22 protein-coding genes and 1 pseudogene are annotated in these 21,955 nt (G+C 65.7%); 15 read left to right on the top strand and 8 right to left on the bottom strand.

Annotation, left to right across the window (positions count from 1 at the left end):
* Positions 1-8 precede the first annotated feature (8 nt).
* Genes M1248_RS12855 through M1248_RS12845 form a run of 3 tightly spaced genes read right to left on the bottom strand, consistent with a single transcriptional unit; the run spans position 9 to position 2,653 of the window.
* Complete coding sequence (locus M1248_RS12855; RefSeq protein WP_317148582.1) at positions 9-1,028, bottom strand: DUF2889 domain-containing protein; 1,020 nt, start codon at positions 1,026-1,028, stop codon at positions 9-11.
* A 10-nt stretch (positions 1,029-1,038) separates the two neighbouring features.
* Positions 1,039-1,464 carry a Zn-ribbon domain-containing OB-fold protein gene (locus M1248_RS12850; protein ID WP_317148581.1) on the bottom strand — a complete coding sequence of 142 codons (426 nt, stop codon included), beginning with the start codon at positions 1,462-1,464 and terminating at the stop codon, positions 1,039-1,041.
* Position 1,465: 1 nt separating this feature from the next.
* Complete coding sequence (locus tag M1248_RS12845; protein ID WP_317148580.1) at positions 1,466-2,653, bottom strand: thiolase family protein; 1,188 nt, start codon at positions 2,651-2,653, stop codon at positions 1,466-1,468.
* A gap of 102 nt (positions 2,654-2,755) precedes the next feature.
* On the opposite strand from M1248_RS12845, the gene M1248_RS12840 reads away from it, so the two are divergent.
* Genes M1248_RS12840 through M1248_RS12830 form a run of 3 tightly spaced genes read left to right on the top strand, consistent with a single transcriptional unit; the run spans position 2,756 to position 5,987 of the window.
* On the top strand, positions 2,756-3,214 hold the full coding sequence (locus tag M1248_RS12840) for a MaoC family dehydratase (protein WP_317148579.1): 459 nt from the start codon (positions 2,756-2,758) through the stop codon (positions 3,212-3,214).
* The gene (locus M1248_RS12835; protein WP_317148578.1) at positions 3,214-4,425 is read left to right on the top strand and encodes a thiolase family protein; all 1,212 of its coding nucleotides are present in this window, start codon (positions 3,214-3,216) and stop codon (positions 4,423-4,425) included. Before M1248_RS12840 ends, M1248_RS12835 begins: the two co-directional genes overlap by 1 nt.
* A 5-nt stretch (positions 4,426-4,430) precedes the next feature.
* Positions 4,431-5,987, top strand: a complete 1,557-nt coding sequence (locus M1248_RS12830) for a class I adenylate-forming enzyme family protein (protein ID WP_317148577.1) — start codon at positions 4,431-4,433, stop codon at positions 5,985-5,987.
* Here M1248_RS12830 and M1248_RS12825 read toward each other — a convergent pair.
* Positions 5,984-6,469: a CAP domain-containing protein gene (locus M1248_RS12825; protein ID WP_317148576.1), complete on the bottom strand. Its 486-nt coding sequence runs from the start codon at positions 6,467-6,469 to the stop codon at positions 5,984-5,986. The genes M1248_RS12830 and M1248_RS12825 overlap by 4 nt on opposite strands.
* A gap of 50 nt (positions 6,470-6,519) precedes the next feature.
* Between M1248_RS12825 and M1248_RS12820 the strand changes: the two genes are divergently transcribed.
* Complete coding sequence (locus tag M1248_RS12820) at positions 6,520-6,879, top strand: DUF732 domain-containing protein (protein WP_410506657.1); 360 nt, start codon at positions 6,520-6,522, stop codon at positions 6,877-6,879.
* Here M1248_RS12820 and M1248_RS12815 read toward each other — a convergent pair.
* Positions 6,858-8,138, bottom strand: a complete 1,281-nt coding sequence (locus M1248_RS12815; RefSeq protein ID WP_317148575.1) for a TetR/AcrR family transcriptional regulator — start codon at positions 8,136-8,138, stop codon at positions 6,858-6,860. The genes M1248_RS12820 and M1248_RS12815 overlap by 22 nt on opposite strands.
* Positions 8,135-8,446, bottom strand: coding sequence for an acyl-CoA synthetase (locus M1248_RS12810; protein WP_317148574.1), 312 nt, complete (start codon positions 8,444-8,446; stop codon positions 8,135-8,137). The genes M1248_RS12815 and M1248_RS12810 overlap by 4 nt, the downstream gene beginning before the upstream one ends.
* A gap of 100 nt (positions 8,447-8,546) precedes the next feature.
* On the opposite strand from M1248_RS12810, the gene M1248_RS12805 reads away from it, so the two are divergent.
* From M1248_RS12805 to M1248_RS12785, 5 genes are all read left to right on the top strand, one after another.
* On the top strand, positions 8,547-9,725 hold the full coding sequence (locus tag M1248_RS12805) for an amidohydrolase family protein (protein ID WP_317148573.1): 1,179 nt from the start codon (positions 8,547-8,549) through the stop codon (positions 9,723-9,725).
* Between the two features lie 72 nt (positions 9,726-9,797).
* The gene (locus M1248_RS12800) at positions 9,798-10,238 is read left to right on the top strand and encodes a lipoprotein LpqH (RefSeq protein WP_317148572.1); all 441 of its coding nucleotides are present in this window, start codon (positions 9,798-9,800) and stop codon (positions 10,236-10,238) included.
* Positions 10,239-10,254: 16 nt separating this feature from the next.
* Positions 10,255-10,449, top strand: a complete 195-nt coding sequence (locus tag M1248_RS12795) for a ferredoxin (RefSeq protein WP_317148571.1) — start codon at positions 10,255-10,257, stop codon at positions 10,447-10,449.
* A 76-nt stretch (positions 10,450-10,525) separates the two neighbouring features.
* The gene (locus M1248_RS12790; protein ID WP_317148570.1) at positions 10,526-12,826 is read left to right on the top strand and encodes an acyl-CoA dehydrogenase family protein; all 2,301 of its coding nucleotides are present in this window, start codon (positions 10,526-10,528) and stop codon (positions 12,824-12,826) included.
* 15 nt (positions 12,827-12,841) lie between these two features.
* A complete protein-coding gene (locus M1248_RS12785) occupies positions 12,842-14,026 on the top strand; it encodes an acyl-CoA dehydrogenase family protein (RefSeq protein WP_317148569.1) in 1,185 nt (394 codons plus the stop codon).
* Here M1248_RS12785 and M1248_RS12780 read toward each other — a convergent pair.
* On the bottom strand, positions 14,023-15,012 hold the full coding sequence (locus tag M1248_RS12780) for an acyl-CoA dehydrogenase family protein (RefSeq protein ID WP_317148568.1): 990 nt from the start codon (positions 15,010-15,012) through the stop codon (positions 14,023-14,025). The two genes, M1248_RS12785 and M1248_RS12780, sit on opposite strands and share 4 nt — an antisense overlap.
* A 94-nt stretch (positions 15,013-15,106) precedes the next feature.
* On the opposite strand from M1248_RS12780, the gene M1248_RS12775 reads away from it, so the two are divergent.
* From M1248_RS12775 to M1248_RS12755, 5 genes are read left to right on the top strand one after another with little or no spacing between them, the layout of a single operon-like run.
* Positions 15,107-16,615 (top strand): fatty acid--CoA ligase family protein, encoded by a 1,509-nt coding sequence (locus M1248_RS12775; protein WP_317148567.1) that lies wholly within the window; start codon positions 15,107-15,109, stop codon positions 16,613-16,615.
* Positions 16,616-16,626: 11 nt separating this feature from the next.
* A complete protein-coding gene (locus tag M1248_RS12770) occupies positions 16,627-17,484 on the top strand; it encodes a mycofactocin-coupled SDR family oxidoreductase (protein WP_317148566.1) in 858 nt (285 codons plus the stop codon).
* Between the two features lie 9 nt (positions 17,485-17,493).
* Positions 17,494-18,789: a MaoC family dehydratase N-terminal domain-containing protein gene (locus tag M1248_RS12765; protein WP_317148565.1), complete on the top strand. Its 1,296-nt coding sequence runs from the start codon at positions 17,494-17,496 to the stop codon at positions 18,787-18,789.
* Positions 18,790-18,796: 7 nt separating this feature from the next.
* Positions 18,797-19,939, top strand: coding sequence for an acyl-CoA dehydrogenase family protein (locus M1248_RS12760; protein WP_317148564.1), 1,143 nt, complete (start codon positions 18,797-18,799; stop codon positions 19,937-19,939).
* Between the two features lie 11 nt (positions 19,940-19,950).
* Entirely contained in the window at positions 19,951-20,706 is a 756-nt protein-coding gene (locus M1248_RS12755) for an enoyl-CoA hydratase-related protein (protein ID WP_317148563.1), read from the top strand.
* A gap of 63 nt (positions 20,707-20,769) precedes the next feature.
* On the opposite strand, the gene M1248_RS12750 is transcribed toward M1248_RS12755, so the two are convergent.
* Entirely contained in the window at positions 20,770-21,636 is an 867-nt protein-coding gene (locus M1248_RS12750; RefSeq protein WP_317148562.1) for a thioesterase family protein, read from the bottom strand.
* Between the two features lie 159 nt (positions 21,637-21,795).
* Here M1248_RS12750 and M1248_RS12745 point away from each other — a divergent pair.
* Positions 21,796-21,906 (top strand): annotated as a pseudogene (locus tag M1248_RS12745) (CAP domain-containing protein); the annotation flags it as partial.
* Positions 21,907-21,955: the final 49 nt, after the last annotated feature.

The raw sequence follows: 21,955 nt of genomic DNA, 5'->3' as shown, positions 1-21,955 counted from the left end.
CCCTCGCACTAGCGGTCGCGGATCACATCGATCAGTACCTCGGTGTCGGCGACGCTGCGCAGCAGATCGTTGAGATGGGTGCATGTAGAGGTCCCGAACAGCTCCTGGCGGACCCGGAAGTGCAGCTCGCCCAACGTCATACCGGCGATCCGCTCGGCGCTGGCGACCGCGCCGGGGCACTCCTGCCACGGCAGCACCTGCGGAATGGCGTGCGACTCGACGATGACCCCGGAGTCGCTGTCGACGGTGGCCTTCAACGTGTACTCGTGGATGATCGTCTCCACCCCGTCGGCACGCACATAGGTATCGCGGAACATCGCATCGATGCCGACTCGGCTGCCTTCGCCGGCATCGAAGACGTCGATGCGACGCCGCCTGCGCATGCCGTGACGCGGCAACGGGGCCATCGCGTGCCACGCGAGTCGATCGCTGTCGTGATCGAGATCGGGAGCTTCCGGACCGGTGACGACCACCGGGTCGCCGGCTTCGAACGACGTCATGAGCAGGCCGCCGGTCGCGAACCCCGCGCACTGGTCGGCGACAGGGAGATAGCCCGACTTCGCGACGACGCCGAGCACACCCGAGGCCGACAGCGCATGGCCCGAGATCAGCGTCGCAACGGGAACGTCGTCGAGCAGCGTGTAGCGCAGATCGCGCGCGGCCCGCAGGTCCGGGGCGGCCTTGTCGGCGGCGGCGCGGAACCCGCTCATCGCAGGGGCGCCCGAGAGACGGGACACCCCCGCGACCGGCGGGACAACCTCGACATGTCGGACGACCCGGGCGACGAGCTCGATGGTGGCCGAGAGTTCTGCCGCGCCGACTTCTGCCACCGACCCGTCGGCCGCCGTCCACAGATCACGCGCTCGCCCGTACAGATAGACGGGATCCAGCGAGCCCTCGTCACGGGTTATATCGATGGACGACGTCCGGCGGGCGGAACCGGGCCGCCGCGCCGGATTTCCGATGGTGGGCTGATGGATGCCGTGCAGCGGATGTAGCGCGAACTCCGGCGTGCCGAGGTCGGTCACCGGATCGGTCTCAAGCCGGGCGGAATGCGAACGTCACAAACGATTCGCCGGCCTCGGTCTCGAGCGTGGTGGTGGCAGACACCAGCCGCTGGCCGATCCGCAGGTCGCTGGCGGCGGCGTCGATGATCAGCGACTCCACCAGCAGGCCCTCCGGCAATTCGACGAAGCCCACCACGTAGGGCTTGAACACCTTCGGATCCCGATTGCCCTTGTATGGCAGGGGCGGCGCGAACTCCTGGGTGGTGAAGGTGTAAAGCGTTCCCTCCGTGGACAATTCAAGCGGCTCGATGTCGGCCTGGACCTGCGGGCTGCCGTCGAACAGCTCGGGGCGCTCGGCCGGGAACTTGACGACGCCGGTGCTGCGCCGCCGAGATCCGAACAACACGGCCCGTTCCCCGTCGGCCCGGAACAGTGCGTCCGCAATCAGATTCGCCATCTCATGCCACCTCGATGACCATCGCCGCTCCCATGCCGCCGCCTGCGCACATGGACAGCACACCGATACCGCCACCGCGCCTGCGCAATTCGTAAATCGCGGAAGTCACCATGCGCGCACCCGTGGCGGCGATCGGATGGCCGAGGCTGATCCCCGAGCCGTAGACGTTCACTATTTCTTCGTCGAGTCCGAGTTCGCGCGCACACGCCACCGCCTGCGCGGCGAAGGCCTCGTTGATCTCGAAAAGTGCGACGTCCTCCAGCTTGCGACCCGCCAGCTCCAGTGCCTTCGGAATGGCTTTGATCGGCCCGCTGCCCGTGCGGGTCGGGTCAAGTCCCACCTGCGTCCACGACAGCACATTGGCCAGCACATTCTGCTGGGTGTCGGGAGACGCCAGTGCGACGACCGCCGCCGCGTCGTTGATGCCCGACGAGTTCCCGGCAGTGACGGTGAAGCCTTCGATCTCAGGGTGCAGCACCTTCAGTCCCGCCAAAGACTCCATCGAACTGCCTCGCCGAGGATGCTCGTCTTCGGCGAAGGTGATCGCCGACCCGTCGGCCTGCGGAACCTGGATGGGGATGATCTCGTCGGTGAACGATCCGGCGTCGATGGCCTTGATCGCACGCTGATGGCTGCGCAGTGCCCACTCGTCCTGGTCCTCGCGGGTGATGCCGTACTGGATGTTGCAGTTGTGCGCGACGGTGATGGACATGTCCATCGCAGGCGCCTCCGCGGTCGGCGGGTGCGACTCGGGAAACCACTGCGCATAGTCCTCGGCAGACTTGCCCGGCGCGAACGGTTTGCGCTTCTGCATGATCGGTGCGGTGGAAATCGACTCCATGCCGCCGGCCAGGATGGCGCGGCTCATGCCCGCTGCGATCTGCCCCGCGCCCACCGCGATTGCGGACAGACTCGATGCGCACTGACGGTTGACGGCCAGGCCGGGGACGTCGATCAGGCCGAGAGCCACCGCGATGTAGCGGGCACTGTCACCACCGCCCTGCATGCTTTCGGCCAGGACGAAGTCGTCGAAGTCGGTGGCGTCCAGTCCGGAGCGTTCGACGACGGCCATGACCACGGGTTTGGCCAGCTCGACGGCTGGCACATTGGCGAGCGTGCCTCTGCGCGCTGTGCCGATCGGGGTGCGGGCAGCGGCCACGATCGCTGCGCGGGATGCGGTGGAGGCCATGTATCTCCCAAGATCGTCGGGGGCTGGTTGCCCTACGGGCTCGGCCAGTCTATACCGTTAAATAGATATCTGTATTTCGGGTGGCAACAGTAGGAGCACCAGATGAAGACGATCGGATCCGTCGACGAAGCGATCGCTTTGATCGGAGCTGAACTCGGCGTCAGCCGATGGGTGGACATCGAACAGAGTCGCATCGACGCCTTCGCCGATGTGACGATGGACCATCAGTGGATCCACGTCGACGTCGAGAAGGCCAAGGCCGAGAGCCCCTACGGCGCAACGATCGCGCATGGCTTCTTGACACTGTCGCTCATCCCCGGCGTGAGCAAGGACAACTATCGCGTGGAGAACGCGAAGATGGGCATCAACTACGGCCTGAACAAGGTGCGGTTTCTGGCCCCGGTCACCGCAGGCAGCCGGATCCGCGTGCGGTCTGAACTCGTGGACGCCACCAAGGTCACCGACGACACCGTGAATTTGACCGTCCGCCACACCGTGGAGATCGACGGCGGCGAGAAACCCGCTGCTGTCGCCGAACTCATCGCCAGGTTCATCTTCTGATGGCTAATCTCACCAAGGTGACCGGCGGACCGTTCGACGGCAAGGCCGTCCTGACCGGCGCCGGCAAGTCTCAAGTCGGGCGTCGGCTGGGCCGCACGGGTCTGGATCTGACCCTCGAGGCCGTGCTGCGCGCGATCGAAGACGCGGGCCTGGCCGTCGACGACATCGACGGGATCGCGAGCTATCCCGGTCCCGGCGTGCCCGACGCGGGGTTCTCCGGTGCCGCCATCCAGGAGGTCCGAAACGCGCTCGGCCTGCGCTGCCGCTGGTACGTCTCGGCGATGGAGACCGCGGGCCAGATCGGTCCGGTGATCGAGGCGTGCATGGCCGTCGCATTGGGGCTTGCCAACCACGTCGTGGCCTACCGGTCGGTGTGGGAGTCGACCGCAGCGCAGCAGGCCGGTGGCGGAAGGGCGTCGGTGCTGTTCTCCGGCGGCAAGCTGCCCTCGCACCTGGAGTGGGTCGCCCCGTTCGGAGCACTGTCGGCGGCGAACTGGTTGGCCATGCCCGCTCAGAGGTACATGCACGACTTCGGTTTGACTCGTGAGCAACTCGGTCAGATCGCGCTCAACGCGCGCCGCAACGCCGGGCTCAACCCGGACGCCGTCTACCGCGAGCCGATGACTATGGACGACTATCTGGGCGCCCGCATGATTTCCGAGCCGCTGTGCTTGTATGACTGCGACGTCCCGTGTGACGGTGCGACCGCGGTGATCGTGTCGCGCCGCGATGCCGCCAAGGGCCTGGCGCGTCATCCGCTGACGGTCGAATCCGTCGGCCCCGGAATGTTCGAACGCGCGACATGGGACCAGCGGTCGGACATCACGACGATGGCGGCCCACGATTCCGCTGAAACCCTTTGGCAGAACACCGCATTGACGCCCGCCGATGTCGACATGGCGCAGCTCTACGATGGCTTCTCCTTTCTTACCGTCATGTGGCTCGAGGCTTTGGGATTCTGTGAGCACGGCGGGGTTGGCGAGTTCATCGAGGGCGGCGAACGGATCGCACTAGACGGTTCGCTACCGATCAACACCAGCGGCGGTCAACTCTCGGGCGGTCGCCTGCACGGCATGGGCTTCCTGCACGAAGCCTGTGTCCAGCTGTGGGGCGACGGCGGCGAACGGCAGGCGCCCAAGACTCCCGAGGTGGTCGCCGTCGGTGTCGGTGGCGGGCCGGTGGCTGGATCGATGTTGTTGAGCAGCCGGTAAATACCGTGACCGGAGGTGACATCGACTTCACACTGGGCGATATCGTCTCCGACAACGCGGTGCGATTCGGCGATGGGCCCGCGTACAAGATGGGGCCCCGCACGGCCACGCACGCGCAATTGCACGAGCGTGCGGTGCGGTTGGTGTCGGCGATGGCGACCGCCGGTGTGCGACGGCAGGACCGCGTCGCGGTGCTCAGCCGCAACAGCGTCGAGTTCGGTGAGGTGATGGCGGCAACTCACCTCAGCGGCATCATCTTGGCGACGGTCAACTTCCGGCTGTCACCCCGTGAAATCCTCGACGTACTGAAGCGGGTGAGCCCGTCGATAGTGTTCTGCTCCGACGAATTCGCCTCGGTGATAACCGAACTGGCACCCCAACTGCCGTCCGGGCCGGTGCTGGTGAACTTCGGAGGATCGGGCCGCGCCGGCATGGTTGACTTCGAGGAGTTCGTCGCGGGCGGTCGCGGACGGCTCCCGTTCGCCGCGCGACCCGACGACATCGCCTGTCTGCTGTTCACCAGCGGCACCACCGGGCCTTCGAAATGCTGCATCCTCGGGCAGCGGGAGTTGCGGCGGGTGGCGTTCACCATGAACGTCGAGATGCGCACGGGCAGCACCGACCGGGGACTGATCAACATGCCGATGTTCCACGTCGGGGCGATGGCCATCATCGGAGGCCTACATGCTCGCGGCGGAAGCGTTCTGCTGCAACAGCAATTCGACGCGGCCGCAGCCGTGCACATGATTCAGGATGAGCGGATCACCCTGTTGCATCTGGCCCCGGTGATGCTGCGGGCACTGCTCGACGAGGTGACTGGCCCGGCCTTGGATAGCCTGCGGACCGTCGTCTATTCGGCGGCGCCGATGCCGGTCACCACGCTCAAGCAGGCGCTGTCGCTGCTGCCGCGGGTAGGCTTCCTCAACTTGTACGGGCAGACCGAAGCGATCATGTCCGGATTGCCGCGGGAGTTGCACAACGTCGACGGTCCCGGTGCGGCCGACGTTTTGCGCTCCGTCGGTTTTCCCTTTCCCGGTGTGCGGGTGCGGATTGTCGGGGACGACGATCGCGACGTCGAGCCGGGCGAGCCCGGCGAGATCGTCGTACGGTCGGACTCGCTCTTCCGCGGTTACTGGGACGATCCGGCGGCGACGCTGTCGACGCTACGTGACGGGTGGTGTCGCACCGGGGACATCGGCCGGTTCGACCAACGCGGCCTGTTATACCTGGTAGATCGTAAGAAGGACATCATCATCACCGGCGGGGAGAACGTGTACTCACCGGAAGTGGAGGAGGCGCTGGGCGCAATCGAGGGCGTCGCAGCCTGCGCAGTGGTCGGCGCGCCCGACGAGAGATGGGGCGAGGCCGTCTGCGCCGTGGTGGTGCCCGCGGCCGGGGCAACTCTCACGCTGGAGACGATCCAGGATGTCGTGCGGTCCAGACTGGCGAGCTACAAGGTGCCCCGCCGACTCGTGCTCGTCAACGAATTGCCGGTCCTCGCCAGCGGCAAAGTTGACAAGAAGCGTCTGCGCGCGGACGTCGCCGCGGCAGCGGTCGGCTAGGCGGGCTGACCGTACACCGCGACGACCACAGAACGGCTGAGGCTGTTTTCCGACCACACCCCGATTGCGGAGTTGGAGCAGTCCTGCATGATCGCCCGATAAGGCGGGTTGTACCACCACTGGTTCAGGATCTCGATGCCGCTGATCGCCAGCGCTGGGTTGATGGCCACGGTCTCGGACACCATGCCGACGAAGCCGGCGCGGTTCGCGCGCTCCTGTGGTGTAGAACCGTCAGAACCGATGTCACCGTTGAGTGTTCGGTTGTTGAGCACGTCGAGGGTATGCAGTCGGGCCGCCTCGACGAGTCGGCCGTCCAACTGCGGTTCGTCCGGACAGCCATTCTGTTTTTGCGCGGTGTCAATGTTGACGAACACGCTCTCGTTCAGGCGCTTGTTGTCGCCGGTCGCAGGCGGCACCGCCGTTCCAGTCCCCAGCGCGATCGCGAGAAGGAACACCGCGACGACATGCCGTCCGTACGTCATGGCCCGTTAGACTACACGCGAATTAGATAAATGAATTACGCTTTCTGTCCATGGGTACCAACAGGCTCACCGCCCTGGCAAGTGCCATGCTGACATGTCTGGGCGTCGGCATTGTCGGCACGCCGGTCGCGTCCGCCGACTCCGTCGCTTATCTGGTCAACGTCACCGTGCGGCCGGGATTCAACTTCGCCAACGCCGATCACGCCCTGTCCTACGGGCGGGGGATCTGCGACAAAATCGCTGCGGGCACGCCATACGCGCGCCTCGTCGGCGACATCAAGAATGACTTCCACACCAATGACGGGTTCCAGGCCTCGTACCTGATCAGCCAGGCCGCCAACGAATTGTGCCCGGCACAGATCTGGCAGTTGCGGCGTTCGGCCGCGGGTTACGTTGAGCCTCCGGGCTGAGCAAGCAGCAAGCGACACAACAACGCGACGATGACCTCGGCGGCGTGCTCGTCGCTGTCCCCGGATCCAGTGGGCTCCGTCATTCGGCCCAGTGTCGCCAGAACCACGGCCCCGGCTACCGCGGGGTCCACCCCGGCCGGCAGGCTCGCGGTTCTCACCAACTCGGCCACCGCATCGTGCATCGCCGCGATGCCATCGTTGGCGGTCGCATCGGGTAGACGCTCGGCGACAGTGCCGTCGAACCAAGCGCGGATCACTCCGCGGTAGGCGCGATGGAATCGGACGTAGTCAAGCATCCATCGCGAAAACGCTTCGGTATCAAACGTTTCAGCGGCCAGATCCTTCAAGGCGCGGGCGTGGTGTTCGATCTCGCGTACGGCCCTGCGGGTCAACTCGGCGAGGATCAGGTCCTTATTGCTGAAGTGCCGGTACATCGTTGCGCGGCTGACATCCGCCGCAGCAGCGATGTCCTCCATTCGGACCGCGTAGTAGCCGCGCTCGGCGAACAACGCAGAACTGGCCCACAACACATCCTGGCGGATGGGAGAGATCGCCTGCGCGTCCGCGACACTCGGAGCAGTTGCGGTCGGGCCCGGTGCGATCGTCACCGACGTCATCTCGCCCGCGCTGGGGAAGAGCATGGCCTGTAGGGCGACCGCTAGGGAAGTGGAAACAATTGTGCGTGAAGGTAACCCGTACATCCCGCGGTGGCGGTACAGGTTGACCATGTGGGGCAGGCGCATGATTGCCGCAACGGCGTCGTCGAGCTGCAGCCCGCGCCCCAGGGCCGACCGCAGTCGCTCGGTGATCCGCTCCTTGAACTTCTCCGGCACCGACTGCGCGTCGACGACCGTCAGCCCCATCACCGTGCCAATGCCTGGATATTCGGCGAACACTGCGGCGTGCGCGTCGTAAATATCCGCCCAGCCGTGCATCCAGGCCTCGAGGCTGGCCAGCCCGTCCGCGGTGGGGCCGAGAGGGCCCAGGCTCTCGGCGTGTTCGAGCACGGCTCGCGTCGACTCACGGGCCAGTTCACCAAAGATCTGTTCCTTGTCGGCGAAGTACTGATAGACGGTCGCGCGCGATGCCCCTGCTGCGGTCGCGATCATGTCGACCGATGTGCCGTGAAAACCGTTCTGCAGGAAGACGTCTGCGGCGCAGCGGACGATCCGATCGCGGGTGTGCAGCCCTCGTCGTCCCACGACGGTGTTGCTCGGTGGCGCATATCCCGCCCGCCGCATCTTGTTGGCTGCCGTCATTCTGCGGCGGGTGACGTCGGCAGGTTGCGCTTGGCCTTGCCGGGGTAGCCGAAGAACTTCTCGAAGTTGGCGTCGTTGATGGGCTGTGCTGAGTTCCGGTCGGCGGCCGCGCGCAGTGCCGCCAGCCGAGCGCGGGCCTTCTCAAGCGCGACGGGGTCGCCGGAGGCCAGTCGCTCGACGTCGTCGCGGGCAGCCGCGATCTCGAGGCGCAGCCGCTCACCGGCTTCGCCGAAGGTGAGCAGGTCGTGGTCGTCCTCGTCGAGCTTTTCGCGCGCCTGGCCGCCGGGCGGCTGTTGAGTTGCCGACATGGTCTACCTCTCAACTCTGGACATTTGTGATCCCCATCATATAACGTCGTGAGACGAACTGTCAGAAATCAAGACAAAATGTCAGAATTTGGGAGCAGCCATGCCACTCCAGGACCATCACCAGATCGTGTCGGTCGACGATCACCTCGTCGAACACCCACGCGTATGGCAGGACCGTCTGTCGGAGAAGTGGCGTGAGCAGGGTCCGCGGATCGTTGAAATGGACGGCAAGCATCTGTGGAGCTACGACGACCAGATCTTTCCGACCATCGGTCTGAACGCCGTTGCAGGTAAGCCCCCGGAGGAGTGGGGCATGGATCCGGTCCGGTACGAGGACATGATCCCCGGTTGTTATGACCCGGTCGCCCGCGTCGCCGACATGGACCTCGACGGTGTGCAGGCGGCGCTGTGCTTTCCGTCGTTCCCGGGGTTCGGCGGCGGAACATTTTTCCGCGCCAAGGACAAGGAACTGGCGCTGCTGTGCGTGAAGGCGTGGAACGACTTCTACATCGAGGAGTGGTGCGCGACCGCACCCGGCCGGTACATCCCGCTGGCCATTCTGCCGACGTGGGACATCAACGCCTGCGTCGCCGAGGCGGAGCGCGTCGCCGCCAAGGGCGCACGCACGGTGTCATTCCCGGACAGCCCGGTGCCACTGGGGTTGCCATCGTTTCATTCCGACCATTGGGACCCGCTGTGGCGTGTCTGCTCGGACGCTCACATGCCGGTGTCTCTTCATTTCGGTTCGGGCTCTTACGTTCCCGGGTTCTCGTTCTCGTCGATGGCACCCATTGCCGGTCAAATGCAGATGCCGGACGCACCGTTCGCCGTGGCGATCACCCTGTTCTCGTCGAACTTGATGTGGTCGACCGTCGACCTGCTGTTCTCCGGCAAGCTGCAGCAGTTCCCCGATCTGCAGATCTCGCTTGCCGAAGGCGGCATCGGCTGGGTGCCTTACATCCTCGAGCGATCCGACTACGTCTGGGAGCGGCACCGCTACTATCAGCCGATCGACTTCGACACCCGGCCATCGGACTTGTTCCGTAAGCACTTCTGGGGGTGCTTCATCGACGACATGCATGGCCTGAAGAACCGGCACGAGATCGGCATCGACCGCATCACGCTCGAAATCGACTTCCCGCACAGCGATTCGAACTGGCCCAACTCGCGCAAGCGTGCGGCCGAAGTGCTCGCCGAAGTGCCCGACCACGAGTGTGCGCTGATCGTCGAGGAGAACGCCCGCAGGATGCTCAACTTCCCGCGCTTGACCGCAGCCTGAGCGAGGGTGTCGAATAGGAAAAATGTTTAGCGGATTCCGCTGACGGAATCAGCGCCGGAATCGAGGTGATTGGTGCACAGCCGACTCGTCGCGAGCGCCGCCGCGTTGTTGATTGTCGGCGGCGTCGCAGGGTGCTCGGACTCAGAACCCGTTGCGCGCCCGACGGGCAGCCTGCCTGCGGGCACCGCCGAAGTCAGCATCGGGGGTGCGGGCCAGGACAAGACGAACGCCGTGAGCTGTTCGACAACTGGCGCCGTGACCACAATCAACACCGGTGACGAGAGTTCAGGCACGACTTCGACGATCGACAACACGGAGGCATTGACGGTGCGGTCCGCCGAGATCACCGATGTCGGCGGGTTTACCGGCAGCTACTGGGCGGACCTGGGTCGCCCTGCCAAGGTCGAGATGACCGGTGGCACATACCTGATGACCGGCAGCGCATCGGGATTCAGAACCGACAACCCCAGCGCACGCACTACCGAGACCTTCGCGATAAGGGTGACCTGTTGACTTGGAAGGAGTGACGATGAAAGTTCGTCTCGAGCAGTCGAAGTGCGTGGGTCACGCACAGTGCTATGCCGTAGACCCCGATCTGTTCCCGATCGACGACGCCGGCTACAGCATCCTCGAAGCCCACGAGGTCAAGCCAGGGGACGAGGAGCAGACACGCGACGGCGTCGCCGCATGCCCGGAGTTGGCGCTCATCCTCGAGGAGGATTGAGCGGGGCACTTGCCAAGTCCGCCCCCGACAGGCGAGACTGCTCACATAAGTAACCAAGTTAACTTTGTGGGGTGCGATGTCGTCTGCCGACTGGCGGTCCCGGCTTCGGCAACTATTGGCTGAACGCGTGCGCGATCAGGCCAACGAGTCCGCCAAGCCCGACCGCATCGAGGCCGCCCGCGCCTGGCACGCCAAACTCGTCGACAACGAGCTGGCCGCTCCGGGCTGGCCGAAGTCCGTTGGCGGGCTGGAGCTGTCGCTTGAAGAACAACTCGACTACTACCGGATCACCACCGCCGCAGGCGCACCCCCGCACCCATGCCCGCTCTCATTCATCCTCGCGCCCACACTGATCCAGCATGGCTCCGTCGCGCAGAAGGAGCGATTCCTGCGGCCGTTGTTGCGTGCCGACGAGTTCTGGTGTCAAGGATTCTCCGAGCCAGGAGCGGGAAGTGACCTGGCCTCGTTATCCACCCGCGCCGCCCGCGACGGTGACGTGTACCGGGTCACCGGCCAGAAGGTGTGGACGACGATGGCCGACCGGGCCGACTGGATGTTCGCGCTGGTGCGCACCGGCCCGCCCGGACGCAGCACTGACGGCATCACCTACCTACTGATTCCCATGCGCAGTTCCGGCATCACCGTGCGGCCGCTGCGCGATATCAGCGGCGGGGCGCACTTCGCCGAGGTGTTCCTCGACGACGTCGAGGTGGCCGTCGGGAACCGCGTCGGTGACGAGGGGCAGGGCTGGTCGATCATGCGGACCTCGCTCGGCCATGAGAGAGCCACCGCGTTTTTGGCCGACGAGTTCAAATACCGACGCACCGCCGACAAGGTCATCGAACTGGTGGTTTCGCGGCAGCTCGACGCGGATCCACACGTCCGCCAGGACGTCGCCCGGCTGGAGTCGGGCGTGCGCACCATCGCGGCCAACAGCGCCCGCGCCCTGGCCGCCGTCCTTCGCGGTGAGGATCCCGGCGGCGTGGCGTCGGTGAACCGGCTGGTGAAGTCGGAATTCGAACAACACATGCATGCGCTGGCGATGCGGGCCGTCGGTCCGCACGCGTCGCTGGGCAGTCGAGCGCCCGACGCGATCGACAAGGGACGCTGGACATTCGGCTATCTCATGAGTCGCGCGACGACCATCGGTGCGGGCACCGCCGAGATCCAGCGCAACACGATCGCCGAGTCCGTGCTCGGCCTGCCGTCGCACCGCGGGGATGGCCGGCGGGCCGCCGCGGTGGTCCCCGGTGCACCGCTTGCCGTCGCCGAGGAGGACGAGCGTGAACTGCGCCATGTGCTGGCCCAGACGCTGCAAGCGCGGGTGGATGTCGAGACGCTGCTGGACCGGAAACGACCGCACGATGCCACCGACCCCGCCGTGTGGTCGGCGCTCGTCGAGTTCGGCCTGCCCGGCCTGGCCGTCGACGAGGCGCTCGGCGGCGGGGGTGCGCCGAGGCACTTGCTTTACGCAGCGATCGAGGAGGCGGGCAAGGCACTCGCACCGGCGCCGCTCGTTCCCACGGTGACTGCTCTCGATGTGGCGGTCGCGGTCGGTGCGAAGGCGGTGGCCCAACGCATCGCTGCGGGCGCGCCTGCGGCCTTCGCGGTTCCGCTGCACGACTCCGGCTGGCTGACAACGGGACTGGAGCTGCCTGAGTGGGATGGAACCCAGCTGACCGGTGTGGTGCCGATCGTCGCGGGCGTGCCGACGGCTCAGGTGTTGTTGGTGTTGGCGCGGGCCACCGGGCACGACGGCGAGGTGCTTGTCGAAATCGACCCCGGCGCCGACGGTGTCGACGTGGAAGCTCATCAGCCACTCGACCTCACGGCGACGGTCGGAAGCCTGACCCTGACAGGTGCCGCCGGACAGGTGCTGTGCGACGGGACCGACTTGCGGCACGGGTTGCGCACTGCCCGCGGCCGGGCCCTGCTTGCGGTGGCGGCGGATTCGGTCGGCGTCGGCTCGAGGGCGTTGGCGATGGCCGTCGAATGGGCATGCGAGCGTGAGCAGTTCGGTCGTCCGATAGGCAGCTTCCAGGCGATCTCGCATCGCTGCGCGGACATCCTGGTGGCCTTGGAAGGCGCCCGCAGTCTGCTCGTTTCTGCCGCCGACGCCGATCCAGACGCGTCGGAGCACATTGTCGAGCTGGCTGCCGCCGCCGCCTTCGATGCTGCGGTACTGGCCTCCGAAGGCGCGTTGCAGGTCCACGGCGGCATCGGCTTCACCTGGGAGCATCCCGTCCACCTGCTGTTACGACGGGCCCAGGCCAACGCTGTGTCGGTCGGGCGCGCGGAGGCATTGCGAGATCGCGCGGCGACCGCTGTCTTGGCCATGCCGCGCGAGAAGCGCCGCGAGCAGGCCCTCTCTCGATAGCCAACGGAGACAACGATGGAATACGGCATGAGCCCGGAGTTGGCGGAGTTCCGCGCCGAGGTGCGGGCGTTCGTCGCCGAGCACGCGCCGGCGATCCCGCCGCGCGCGGGAGTGCGCAGCGCCGAGAACGACGCCGAGTTCAAGTCATTGCAGGAGTGGACCGGACGTCTCTACGAGGCGGGCTACGTGGGAGCGGACTGGCCTGTCGAATTCGGAGGGCGCGACGACCGTACTCCCGAACACTCGATCATCGTCGGGGAGGAACTCGCTCGCGCGCAGGCGCCCGGTGCGCAGAGCGGTAGCGTGCTGGCGTCGCACGCGCTGATCCATTTCGGCACAGACCAACAACGTCGACGACATCTCCCCGAGATCCGGACGGGCCGCGAACTGTGGTGCCAGTTGTTCAGCGAGCCGGGGGCCGGCAGTGATCTGGCGTCGCTGCGTACCCGCGCCGTGCGCGACGGGGACACCTATCGGGTCGACGGCCAGAAAGTGTGGACCACCGACGGGCACTGGGCGCGATACGGCTATCTGTTGGCGCGCACCGACCCCCACGCGCCTAAGCACAAGGGCATCAGCGCGTTCATCCTCGACATGTCCGCGCCCGGCGTCAGCGTGCGACCGCTGCGCGAGCTGACGGGCACCTCCGACTTCAACGAAGTGTTCTTCGACAGTGTCGAGGTATCAGCCGATGCGATGATCGGTACGCCAGGCCAGGGCTGGGCCATTGCCAACGCCACGCTGGCCCACGAGCGCACCAATGTCGGCGGGATTGTGGTGAAGCTCAGATTGGCCGTGAATGCACTGATCGATCTGGCCCGCAGGGTGAAAATCGACGGTCGGCCGGCCATCGACAGCGATCGGGTCCGCGACCGAATTGGTCAATACAGCGCCGAGGTGGAGGCGTTGTCGGCGTTGACGTATGCGAACCTGACGCGTTGGCTTCGGGGCAACGAGCGCATGCACGACGCGCCGATGAGCAAGCTGATGTTCAGCGAAATCAATTTGGAGATCGCGGCTTTCGCGGTCGAGTTGGCAGGCGAGTCGGGCGTGCTTGTCGAGGGCGACGACAACGTCCTCGACCAGGGCCGCTGGCAGGACGAGTGGCTGTATGCCCGCGCGTACACGATTGCAGGCGGCAGCTCGGAGATCATGCGCAACCTGATCGCCGAGCGAGGCCTCGGCCTACCTCGCGCCTAGACGGCGACCAGGGCGGCGCGGTGCTCGGCGACCGTTCCGTTGACGGCTTCGTCGACCTTGATCCGGCGCAGGAACAGATGCAGGTCGTGCTCCCACGTGAACCCGATGCCGCCGTGGACCTGCAGCGCGGTGCTAGCCACCCGGCTGGCCGCGGACTTCGCGTAGGCGACGGCCGCCGATGCGGCGTGCGACCGCGCTTCGGCCGGTGCTTCGTCCAACGCCAGGGCGGCAGCCCACAGCGACGCGCGACCGGCCTCCACACCGACCGCCATGTCGGCGCAATGGTGCTTGACCGCCTGGAACGAACCGATCGCCGTGCCGAATTGCTCGCGTTGGCCCGCGTAGTCGACCGTCATCTCGAGCAGCCGCGCCGCACCGCCGAGCGCGTCGAACGCGCGGTGCACGGCCAATGCGTCGGTCACGTGTTGCACTGTCCCAGTGGGCAACTCCGACCAGTTGAGTGCCGACTCGTCGAGATCCACTCGCGCCCACGACCGAGTGAGGTCCAGGGTCGTCATTGCCACGAGTTTCGGATGACGGACCAGTGCGACGAAATCCCTGTCATCGATTCGTCTCACGACGGCAAAGCCATCCATGTCGGCGGCCATCGGGACAGGGCTCGAAACCGGACCGCTCGCGCGCGCCAACCCGACGAGCAGTTCGCCCTCCGCTGTTGCGCCTGCCTCTGGCAGGCCCGTCCGCTCCAGCAGCCAGGCGCCGATCGCGAGATCGGCCAGGGGCAACGAGCTTGCCGCGTATCCGTGCGCCTCTGTGCACACGGCCAGGTCGACGTGGGTGCCGCCGACGTCCGGGGTCAAAAGTGCCAGCAGTCCGGACTCCGCGGCATGGGCGACGGCAGCGGGATCGACGGTGATCGGCGCCGCATCGAGGCTCTGTCGCAGGCGCGCAAGGGGATCGTTTCGGTCCAGCCATGACCGCTCCGCGTCGGCGAGTTGTTCCTGTTCGCCGGTCAGGCCGAAGTCCATCCGCGCCCCTTTTCAGAAGGTTGACCTAGTAAACCATGTCTGTATACATTTAACTAGATGGCGCATGTGGCGCCGAGCCCTTCAGAAAGCGACGATGACGAGCATCCAAGAGGCGCTGAGCCGGCTGTGGGGTGCCCACGACGACGCGCGGATGCTCGAGTGCGACGGGCAGTGGTCGACCTGGGGTCAGATCCGGACGCTGGCCGAGCGCATCGACGGCGAGCTGGCAGCGGCGGGCTGCGGATCAGGCGGACGTGTTGCCGTGGTGCTCGGCAATCGCATGGAGTCGGTCGCGGCACTCATCGCGATTTTCCGCGCCGAGCGCACGCTGGTCACGATCAGCCCGCTGCAGCCGGCAGAGCGGCTCAGCGCGGACCTGGTCGCGTCGTGCGCCGACTACGTCATGGCCCCTGAGCACCTGTGGGACGAACAGGTATTCGCCGATGCCATCGCCGAACTTGGAGCCACCGCATTCAGCCTGGACGGAACGGAGGTTGCACGGCGCGCCGACGCGTCGCGCGAGTCGCGCAGCGGCGAACCGGCGACCGCAATCGAGATGCTGACTTCGGGCACGACCGGACCTGCCAAGCGTGTGCCGTTGGGCCGCAGGCAACTCGAGGCATCGCTGTCGGCGGCGCTGAAGCACAACGACCGGCCGGCGGCAAGAGACAAGCCGCCGTTCACGGGTGCTGTTGGGATGGTGACGCTTCCGATCGTGCACATCGGTGGCTTGTGGTCCCTTCTGACGGCGCTGGTGGCCGCACGGCCCATCGTGATGCTGCAGCGGTTCACGGTGGAAGGTTGGCGTGCGGCGATTGTCGAGCATCGACCGACAGTCGGCGGCCTTCCGCCGCCTGCTATCCGCACGGTGCTGGACTCCGACATCCCGTCCGAAGACCTTTCCAGCCTGCGCGCCATGATCGCGGGCACTGCTCCGGTGGATCCCGATCTGGTGGATGCGTTCCTCGAGCGCTACAACATCCCGATCTTGACCACCTACGGCGCGACGGAGTTCGCGGGCGCGGTGGCCGGATGGACGGCGAAGGACTTCCGCGCGTCGTGGTCGCAGAAGAAGGGCAGCGTAGGCCGCCCCTTCCCCGGTGTGCGATTGCGGGTGATCGACGAGGACGGCACAGTGCTGTCTGCTGGTGAAACCGGCCGGCTGCAGGTCGCCTCTGCGCAGGTCGCCGACTCCGCCGAGCACTGGGTCACCACAAGCGATCTCGCCCACATCGACGAAGACGGATACGTCTACATCGACGGCCGTGCCGACGATGTCATCGTGCGGGGCGGGTTCAAGATCGCGCCGGAGACGGTCGTGCGGGCGTTACGCACGCACGACGCGGTGGCCGACGCGGCGGTGGCGGGGCTCGCCGATGCCCGCCTCGGGCAGATCCCGGTCGCCGCGGTGGAACTCAGATCCGCGATGACAGCGACGGGTGATGAGTTGCGGGCTCATTGCCGGGCTTCGTTGACGCCCTACGAGGTCCCGGCACAGGTGTTCGTCCTCGACGAGCTTCCGCGCGGCGCGGCGTTGAAGGTCGATCGCCGACGACTCGTCGCGACGCTCGAGAAGCTCACGGCTGTATCTCAATCCGATTGAAAGGTGACGTCATGGGACGCGTACAGGACAAAGTCGTTCTGGTGACCGGTGGTGCCCGCGGTCAGGGCCGCAGCCACGCGGTCAAACTGGCCGAAGAGGGTGCCGACATCATCCTGTTCGACATCTGCCGCGACATCGAGAACAACAAGTACCCGCTGGCGACGCCGCACGACCTCGAGGAAGCCGGGCTCGAAGTCGAGAAGACCGGCAGACGCGCCTACACCGCCCAGGTCGACGTCCGGGACAAGGAGACGCTGACCCGTGAACTCGCCAATGCCGTAGCCGAATTCGGCGGAGGCCTGGACGTGGTCGTGGCGAACGCCGGCATCTGCCCGCTCGGAGGCGATTTGCCGATCACCGCGTTCGCCGACGCATTCGACGTCGACTTCGTCGGCGTGGTCAACACCGTTCACGCTTCGCTGCCGTATCTCAAGAGCGGCGCGTCGATCATCACGACCGGCTCCATCGCGGGCATGATCGCCGCGACGCAGGCCGCGAGCGCAGGCGTTGGGCCGACGGGGCCCGGCGGCACGGGCTACAACCTCGCCAAGTCGTTCGTAGATCAGTACACGAAGGCGCTGGCGTTGCAGCTGGCCCCACTTTCCGTCCGCGCCAACGCCGTTCACCCGACCAATGTCAACACGCCGATGCTGCAGAGCGAACCGATGTATCGCGTATTCCGGCCGGATCTGGAGAATCCCACTGCTGAGGACGCCCTGCTGGCATTCCCGGCAATGCAGCCCATGCCCATTCCGTACATCGAGCCCCAGGACGTCTCGAACGTCGTCTGCTTCCTGGCGTCCGACGAGTCCCGCTACGTCACCGGCGTGCAGTTCAAGGTGGACGCCGGCGCAATGCTGCAATTCTAGGAGGATCCGATGACCACAACCGAGGCATCCGACGCCGACACCGCCGCCGTCGAAGGGCGCATCACCGACGAGGACATCGAACGCGCCAAGGCGCAGATCGGCATCCCCGTATTCCAGCGCGACGAGCCGTGGAACAAGCTGCCGCAGGCCGACGGCATCACCCACTTTGCCTTCGGGTGCGGCGACGACAACCCGCTTTTTCACGACCCCGAATACGGCCGTGGCACTCGCTGGCACGGCCAGATCGCGCCGCCGACCTTCCCGATCACCACCGGGCTGGACCAGACGCCCAAGTTCACCGACCCCGAACGCAAGAAGCTGTTCCGGGGACTGTTCCGTGGAACGGGGAAGTACTACTCCGGTGTCAAATGGACGTGGTATCGACCCATTTATGCGGGCCGCCCGGTGCTGATGGAGAACTTCACGCTAGACGTCGTCGTGAAGGAGAGCGAGTTCTCGGGCGGACGATCGGTCAAGGAGACCTTTCGGTACCTCTACGTCGACGTCGATGGTAACCCGGTCGCCACCCGCGACGAGTCCTACATCAACGCCGAACGTCACGGCTCCAAGAAGTCCGGCAAGCTCGCGGGCATCCAGCGCCAGCATTGGACCGAAGAGGAGTTCGCCGAGGTCGAGGCTGCCTACGAGGCAGAGCAGCGTCGCGGAGCGGAGCCGCAATGGTGGGAAGACGTCAACGTCGGCGACGAGTTGCCTTCTGTCATGAAGGGTCCGCTGACGGTGGTGGACATCATCAGCATGCACATGGGCTGGGGCTGGGGAGGTTACGGAGTCGGCCCGTTGAAGTTCGCACATCAGCTACGCAAGCGGATGCCCGCGTTTTATCAGCCCGACGAGTACGGCGTCCCGGACGTGGTTCAGCGGTTGCACTGGGATCCCAATCGAGCGCAGGCGCTGGGAATTCCGGCGCCTTACGACTACGGACAGATGCGCGCGGCTTGGGTCAGCCATCTGCTGACCAATTGGATCGGCGACGATGGCTGGCTGGCGGAGATGGATTTGCAGATGCGCGGATTCAACTATCACGGCGACATCCACCGCTGCACCGGGAAAGTGACGGCGAAGGGCGACGGGCCCACCGACACGGTGTCGTTGGAGGTTTTCGCCACCAACCAGCGCGACGAGTCCACCACCAAGGGCACCGCCAAGGTGCTGTTGCCCTCCAGGGAATCCGGCGCGGTTGTCTTGCCGGTACCCGATGAGGACTTGAGAAAGCGTGGGGCTCAGGTGGTCTCGCGGGTGTCAGGCAAGGTCGGCGAGGAGATGCGCCGCATGTACGGAGAGTGACCCGGGTATGAAGAGACTTGTCCTCGAGGCCGAGCACGAGGCGTTTCGCGATACGGTGCAGCAGTTCATCGAGCATGAGCTGGTGCCGAACGCAGAGCAGTGGGAGGCTGATCGTCTGGTGGACCGATCGGCTTGGATCGCCGCGGGCAAGTACGGCCTGATCGGTTTCAACATGCCCGAGGAGTACGGCGGCAGCGGCGTCGACGACTTCCGGTTCAACGCCGTCATCGACGAAGAGATCGCCCGCTACGGCGGTCCGGCGCCCGCGCTGAGCTTGCAGAACGACGTGGTAGGCCCGTACTTCTCGTCGTTGAGCGACGACGAGCAGAAAGAGCGCTGGTTGCCAGGTATCACCAGCGGCGAACTCATCGTGGCCGTTGCGATGACCGAACCCGGTGCGGGCAGTGATCTGGCCGGCATCCGCACCTCGGCCGTGCGCGACGGCGACGATTGGATCATCAACGGGGCCAAGACATTCATCTCCTCGGGCATCAACTGTGACCTTGTCGTGGTGGTGTGCCGCACCGATCCCGACGCAGGCCACAAAGGCTTCACCCTGTTCGTGGTCGAAGCGGGCATGGAGGGCTTCACCCGCGGGCGAAAGCTCGACAAGATGGGGCTGCACTACCAGGACACCGCTGAGCTCAACTTCGAGAACGTGCGGGTGCCGTCGGCGAACCTATTGGGCAAGGAAGGGCGTGGCTTCTATCACCTGATGCACAACCTTCCATCCGAGCGGCTGTCCATTGCGATCTCGGCCATCGCGGGAGCACGCGAAACCTGGCGGCAGACACTGCAATACGCCAAGGACCGCAGGGCGTTCGGTCAGCCGATCGGTAGCTTCCAGCACAACCGATTCCTGCTCGCCGAGATGGATACCGAACTCGAGATCGGCGAGCAGTACATCGACCGGTGCCTGCAGGCGGTGGTCGACGGCGAACTGACCGCAGTCGAGGCGTCGAAGGCCAAGTGGTGGTGCACCGAGACGGCGAAGAAGATCATCGATGGCTGCGTGCAGTTGCACGGCGGCTACGGGTACATGACGGAGTATCGGGTTGCCCGCGACTACATGGACAACCGCATCATGACGATCTTCGGTGGCACCACCGAGATCATGAAGGACATCATCGGCCGCGATCTGGGCCTGTAGAAGGCGATGCGGTGAACGGCATCTCGGCGAGCCGTGACGGTGGGATCCTTCGGCTGAAGTTGGATCGTCCCGACAAGCTGAACGCCGTCGACACCCCGTTGCTCGACCAGTTGGTCGCCAGCTTCGATGACGCCGCGGGCGACTGTTCGGTGCGTGCCGTATTGCTGACGGGGGCGGGGCGTGCGTTCTGTTCGGGTGGCGACCTTCGCGGCGGTGACACCCGCGGTGCCGCGCAGGCCGCCAACGACGTCGTCCGCGCGATCGCCGCACTGCCTAAGCCGGTCGTCGCTGGCGTGCACGGGCCCGCCGTTGGGTTCGGCTGTCCGCTCGCGCTGGCCTGCGACCTGGTGGTGGCGGCACGATCGGCATTCTTCCAGCTCGCGTTCAGCCAAGTCGGCCTGATGCCCGACGGCGGCGCCGCGGTATTGTTACCGGCCGCGATCGGGCGGGCTCGAGCGGCCCGGATGGCTCTGACCGCCGAAAAGATCTCGGCAGCAACGGCATTCGAGTGGGGGATGATCTCGCACGTCGTCGATGACGCAGACTACGAGGCCGAGCTCGCGGAGGTGGTCCGAACTGTGGCCGCCGGGCCGACGCAGGCGTATCGGTGGATCAAGCGGGCATTGGTGGCCGCCACGTTGTCCGAACTCGAGCAGGTGCAGGCGATCGAAGCCGATGGCCAGCAGAGCTTGATCAACACGTCAGATTTCGCCGAAGGCGTGCGCGCGTTCCGGCAGCGGCGTGCAGCCGAATTTCGAGGTGAGTGAGCGGTAATCGTCGACACGCGTCCGGCGTCGACGCGGCTCTGCTCTCATCCGACGTTCTCTCGGTCAGGTCGAGATCATCGACGGAGGTGCTGCGAAGCCCGGGTTCGCCAGCGCCGTTGCCAGCCCGCTGCCAATGGGTCCTGCTTCGTCGAACAACGTTGCAACGCCGGTGGCGACCCCGCCGTGGTCGTAATGCGTGACCGATGCCAGTCCTATGTAGGGGCCCTCCGGCAACCGGCTGAGGGAAACTGTGTAGTCAGCGTTGATGAACCGCAACCCTTCAGTGCCCCAATGGGTTAGCGAACTGGTGACATCGCCGGCCATCACCGCGCGAGTGAACGGCGACAGGGGCTCGTCATCGACCAGCAGTTTGGTCTCGCGCACCCACGCGAACTTCTGCCCGTGGTGTCTCCACTCGGTGACTCCGACGCCTGGACTGCCCGCAACCGGATCGCGACCGTACGAATGCAACAGCATGGGCAGGTCGTCGGGCACGACATCGGGTTCGGCTGGAATCGCCGGCATGGTGATGGGCGATGTCCACACCCCGTCCTCGCGATGTGCACTGCGGCGAAGGTACATCGCGCTGGCGCGTGCCACGATCGCGTCGTTCTGCATCATGACCGCGTCCACGAGCCGAATTCTTCGGCCGTGACGCACGACGGACGAATGCACCTGCACCGGTTGCAGTACCACCGGCCTGAGCAAGTCGACCGTCAGACGGGCGGGCTGCAGGTCGACGTCATCGACTTCTTGTTCGACCGCGCGGCCTAGCAATCCGCCGATGTAGTTGCCGCTGAGCGACGGTCCCCACGGCCCCCTCGCAAGAGGTGTGGGGATGTAGTCGCGGCCGTCGGTGACGAAGAAGCACGTCGGCACGGCTCGGTCCGACGTCGATGGTGAGGTGCCGGTGCCGCGTTGTGCTGTCATGCATTCAGAACCTTCCGCCGCGGTACTACCGGCCCGGACTCTCATCGGCACGCACCGAAGACACTGGCCGAGCCAATCTACCTAGAAACATATAACTATCTAGCGGTTTGAGGCTACAGTGGTCAACGTATCAAGGTGCCGTGCACGAGAGGGCGAGAAATGGATCCCAACCCGGACTACGACGCAAGCGACGAGTTGGAGTACGGCATGAGTTGGTTCGCGTGGATACTTCGGGGCGTATACCCGCCGCCCGCGTATCCGCCGGTTTAGCGGTGTGAGGCTCGACGACGGAATCGATCGGGCACGCTGGTTACATCGT

It is taken from the genome of Mycobacterium sp. 29Ha, assembly GCF_032883055.1.
Lineage (GTDB): Bacteria > Actinomycetota > Actinomycetes > Mycobacteriales > Mycobacteriaceae > Mycobacterium > Mycobacterium gallinarum.
Note: the sequence above shows the minus strand (reverse complement) of the source record. Positions and strands in the feature narration are given on the sequence as shown.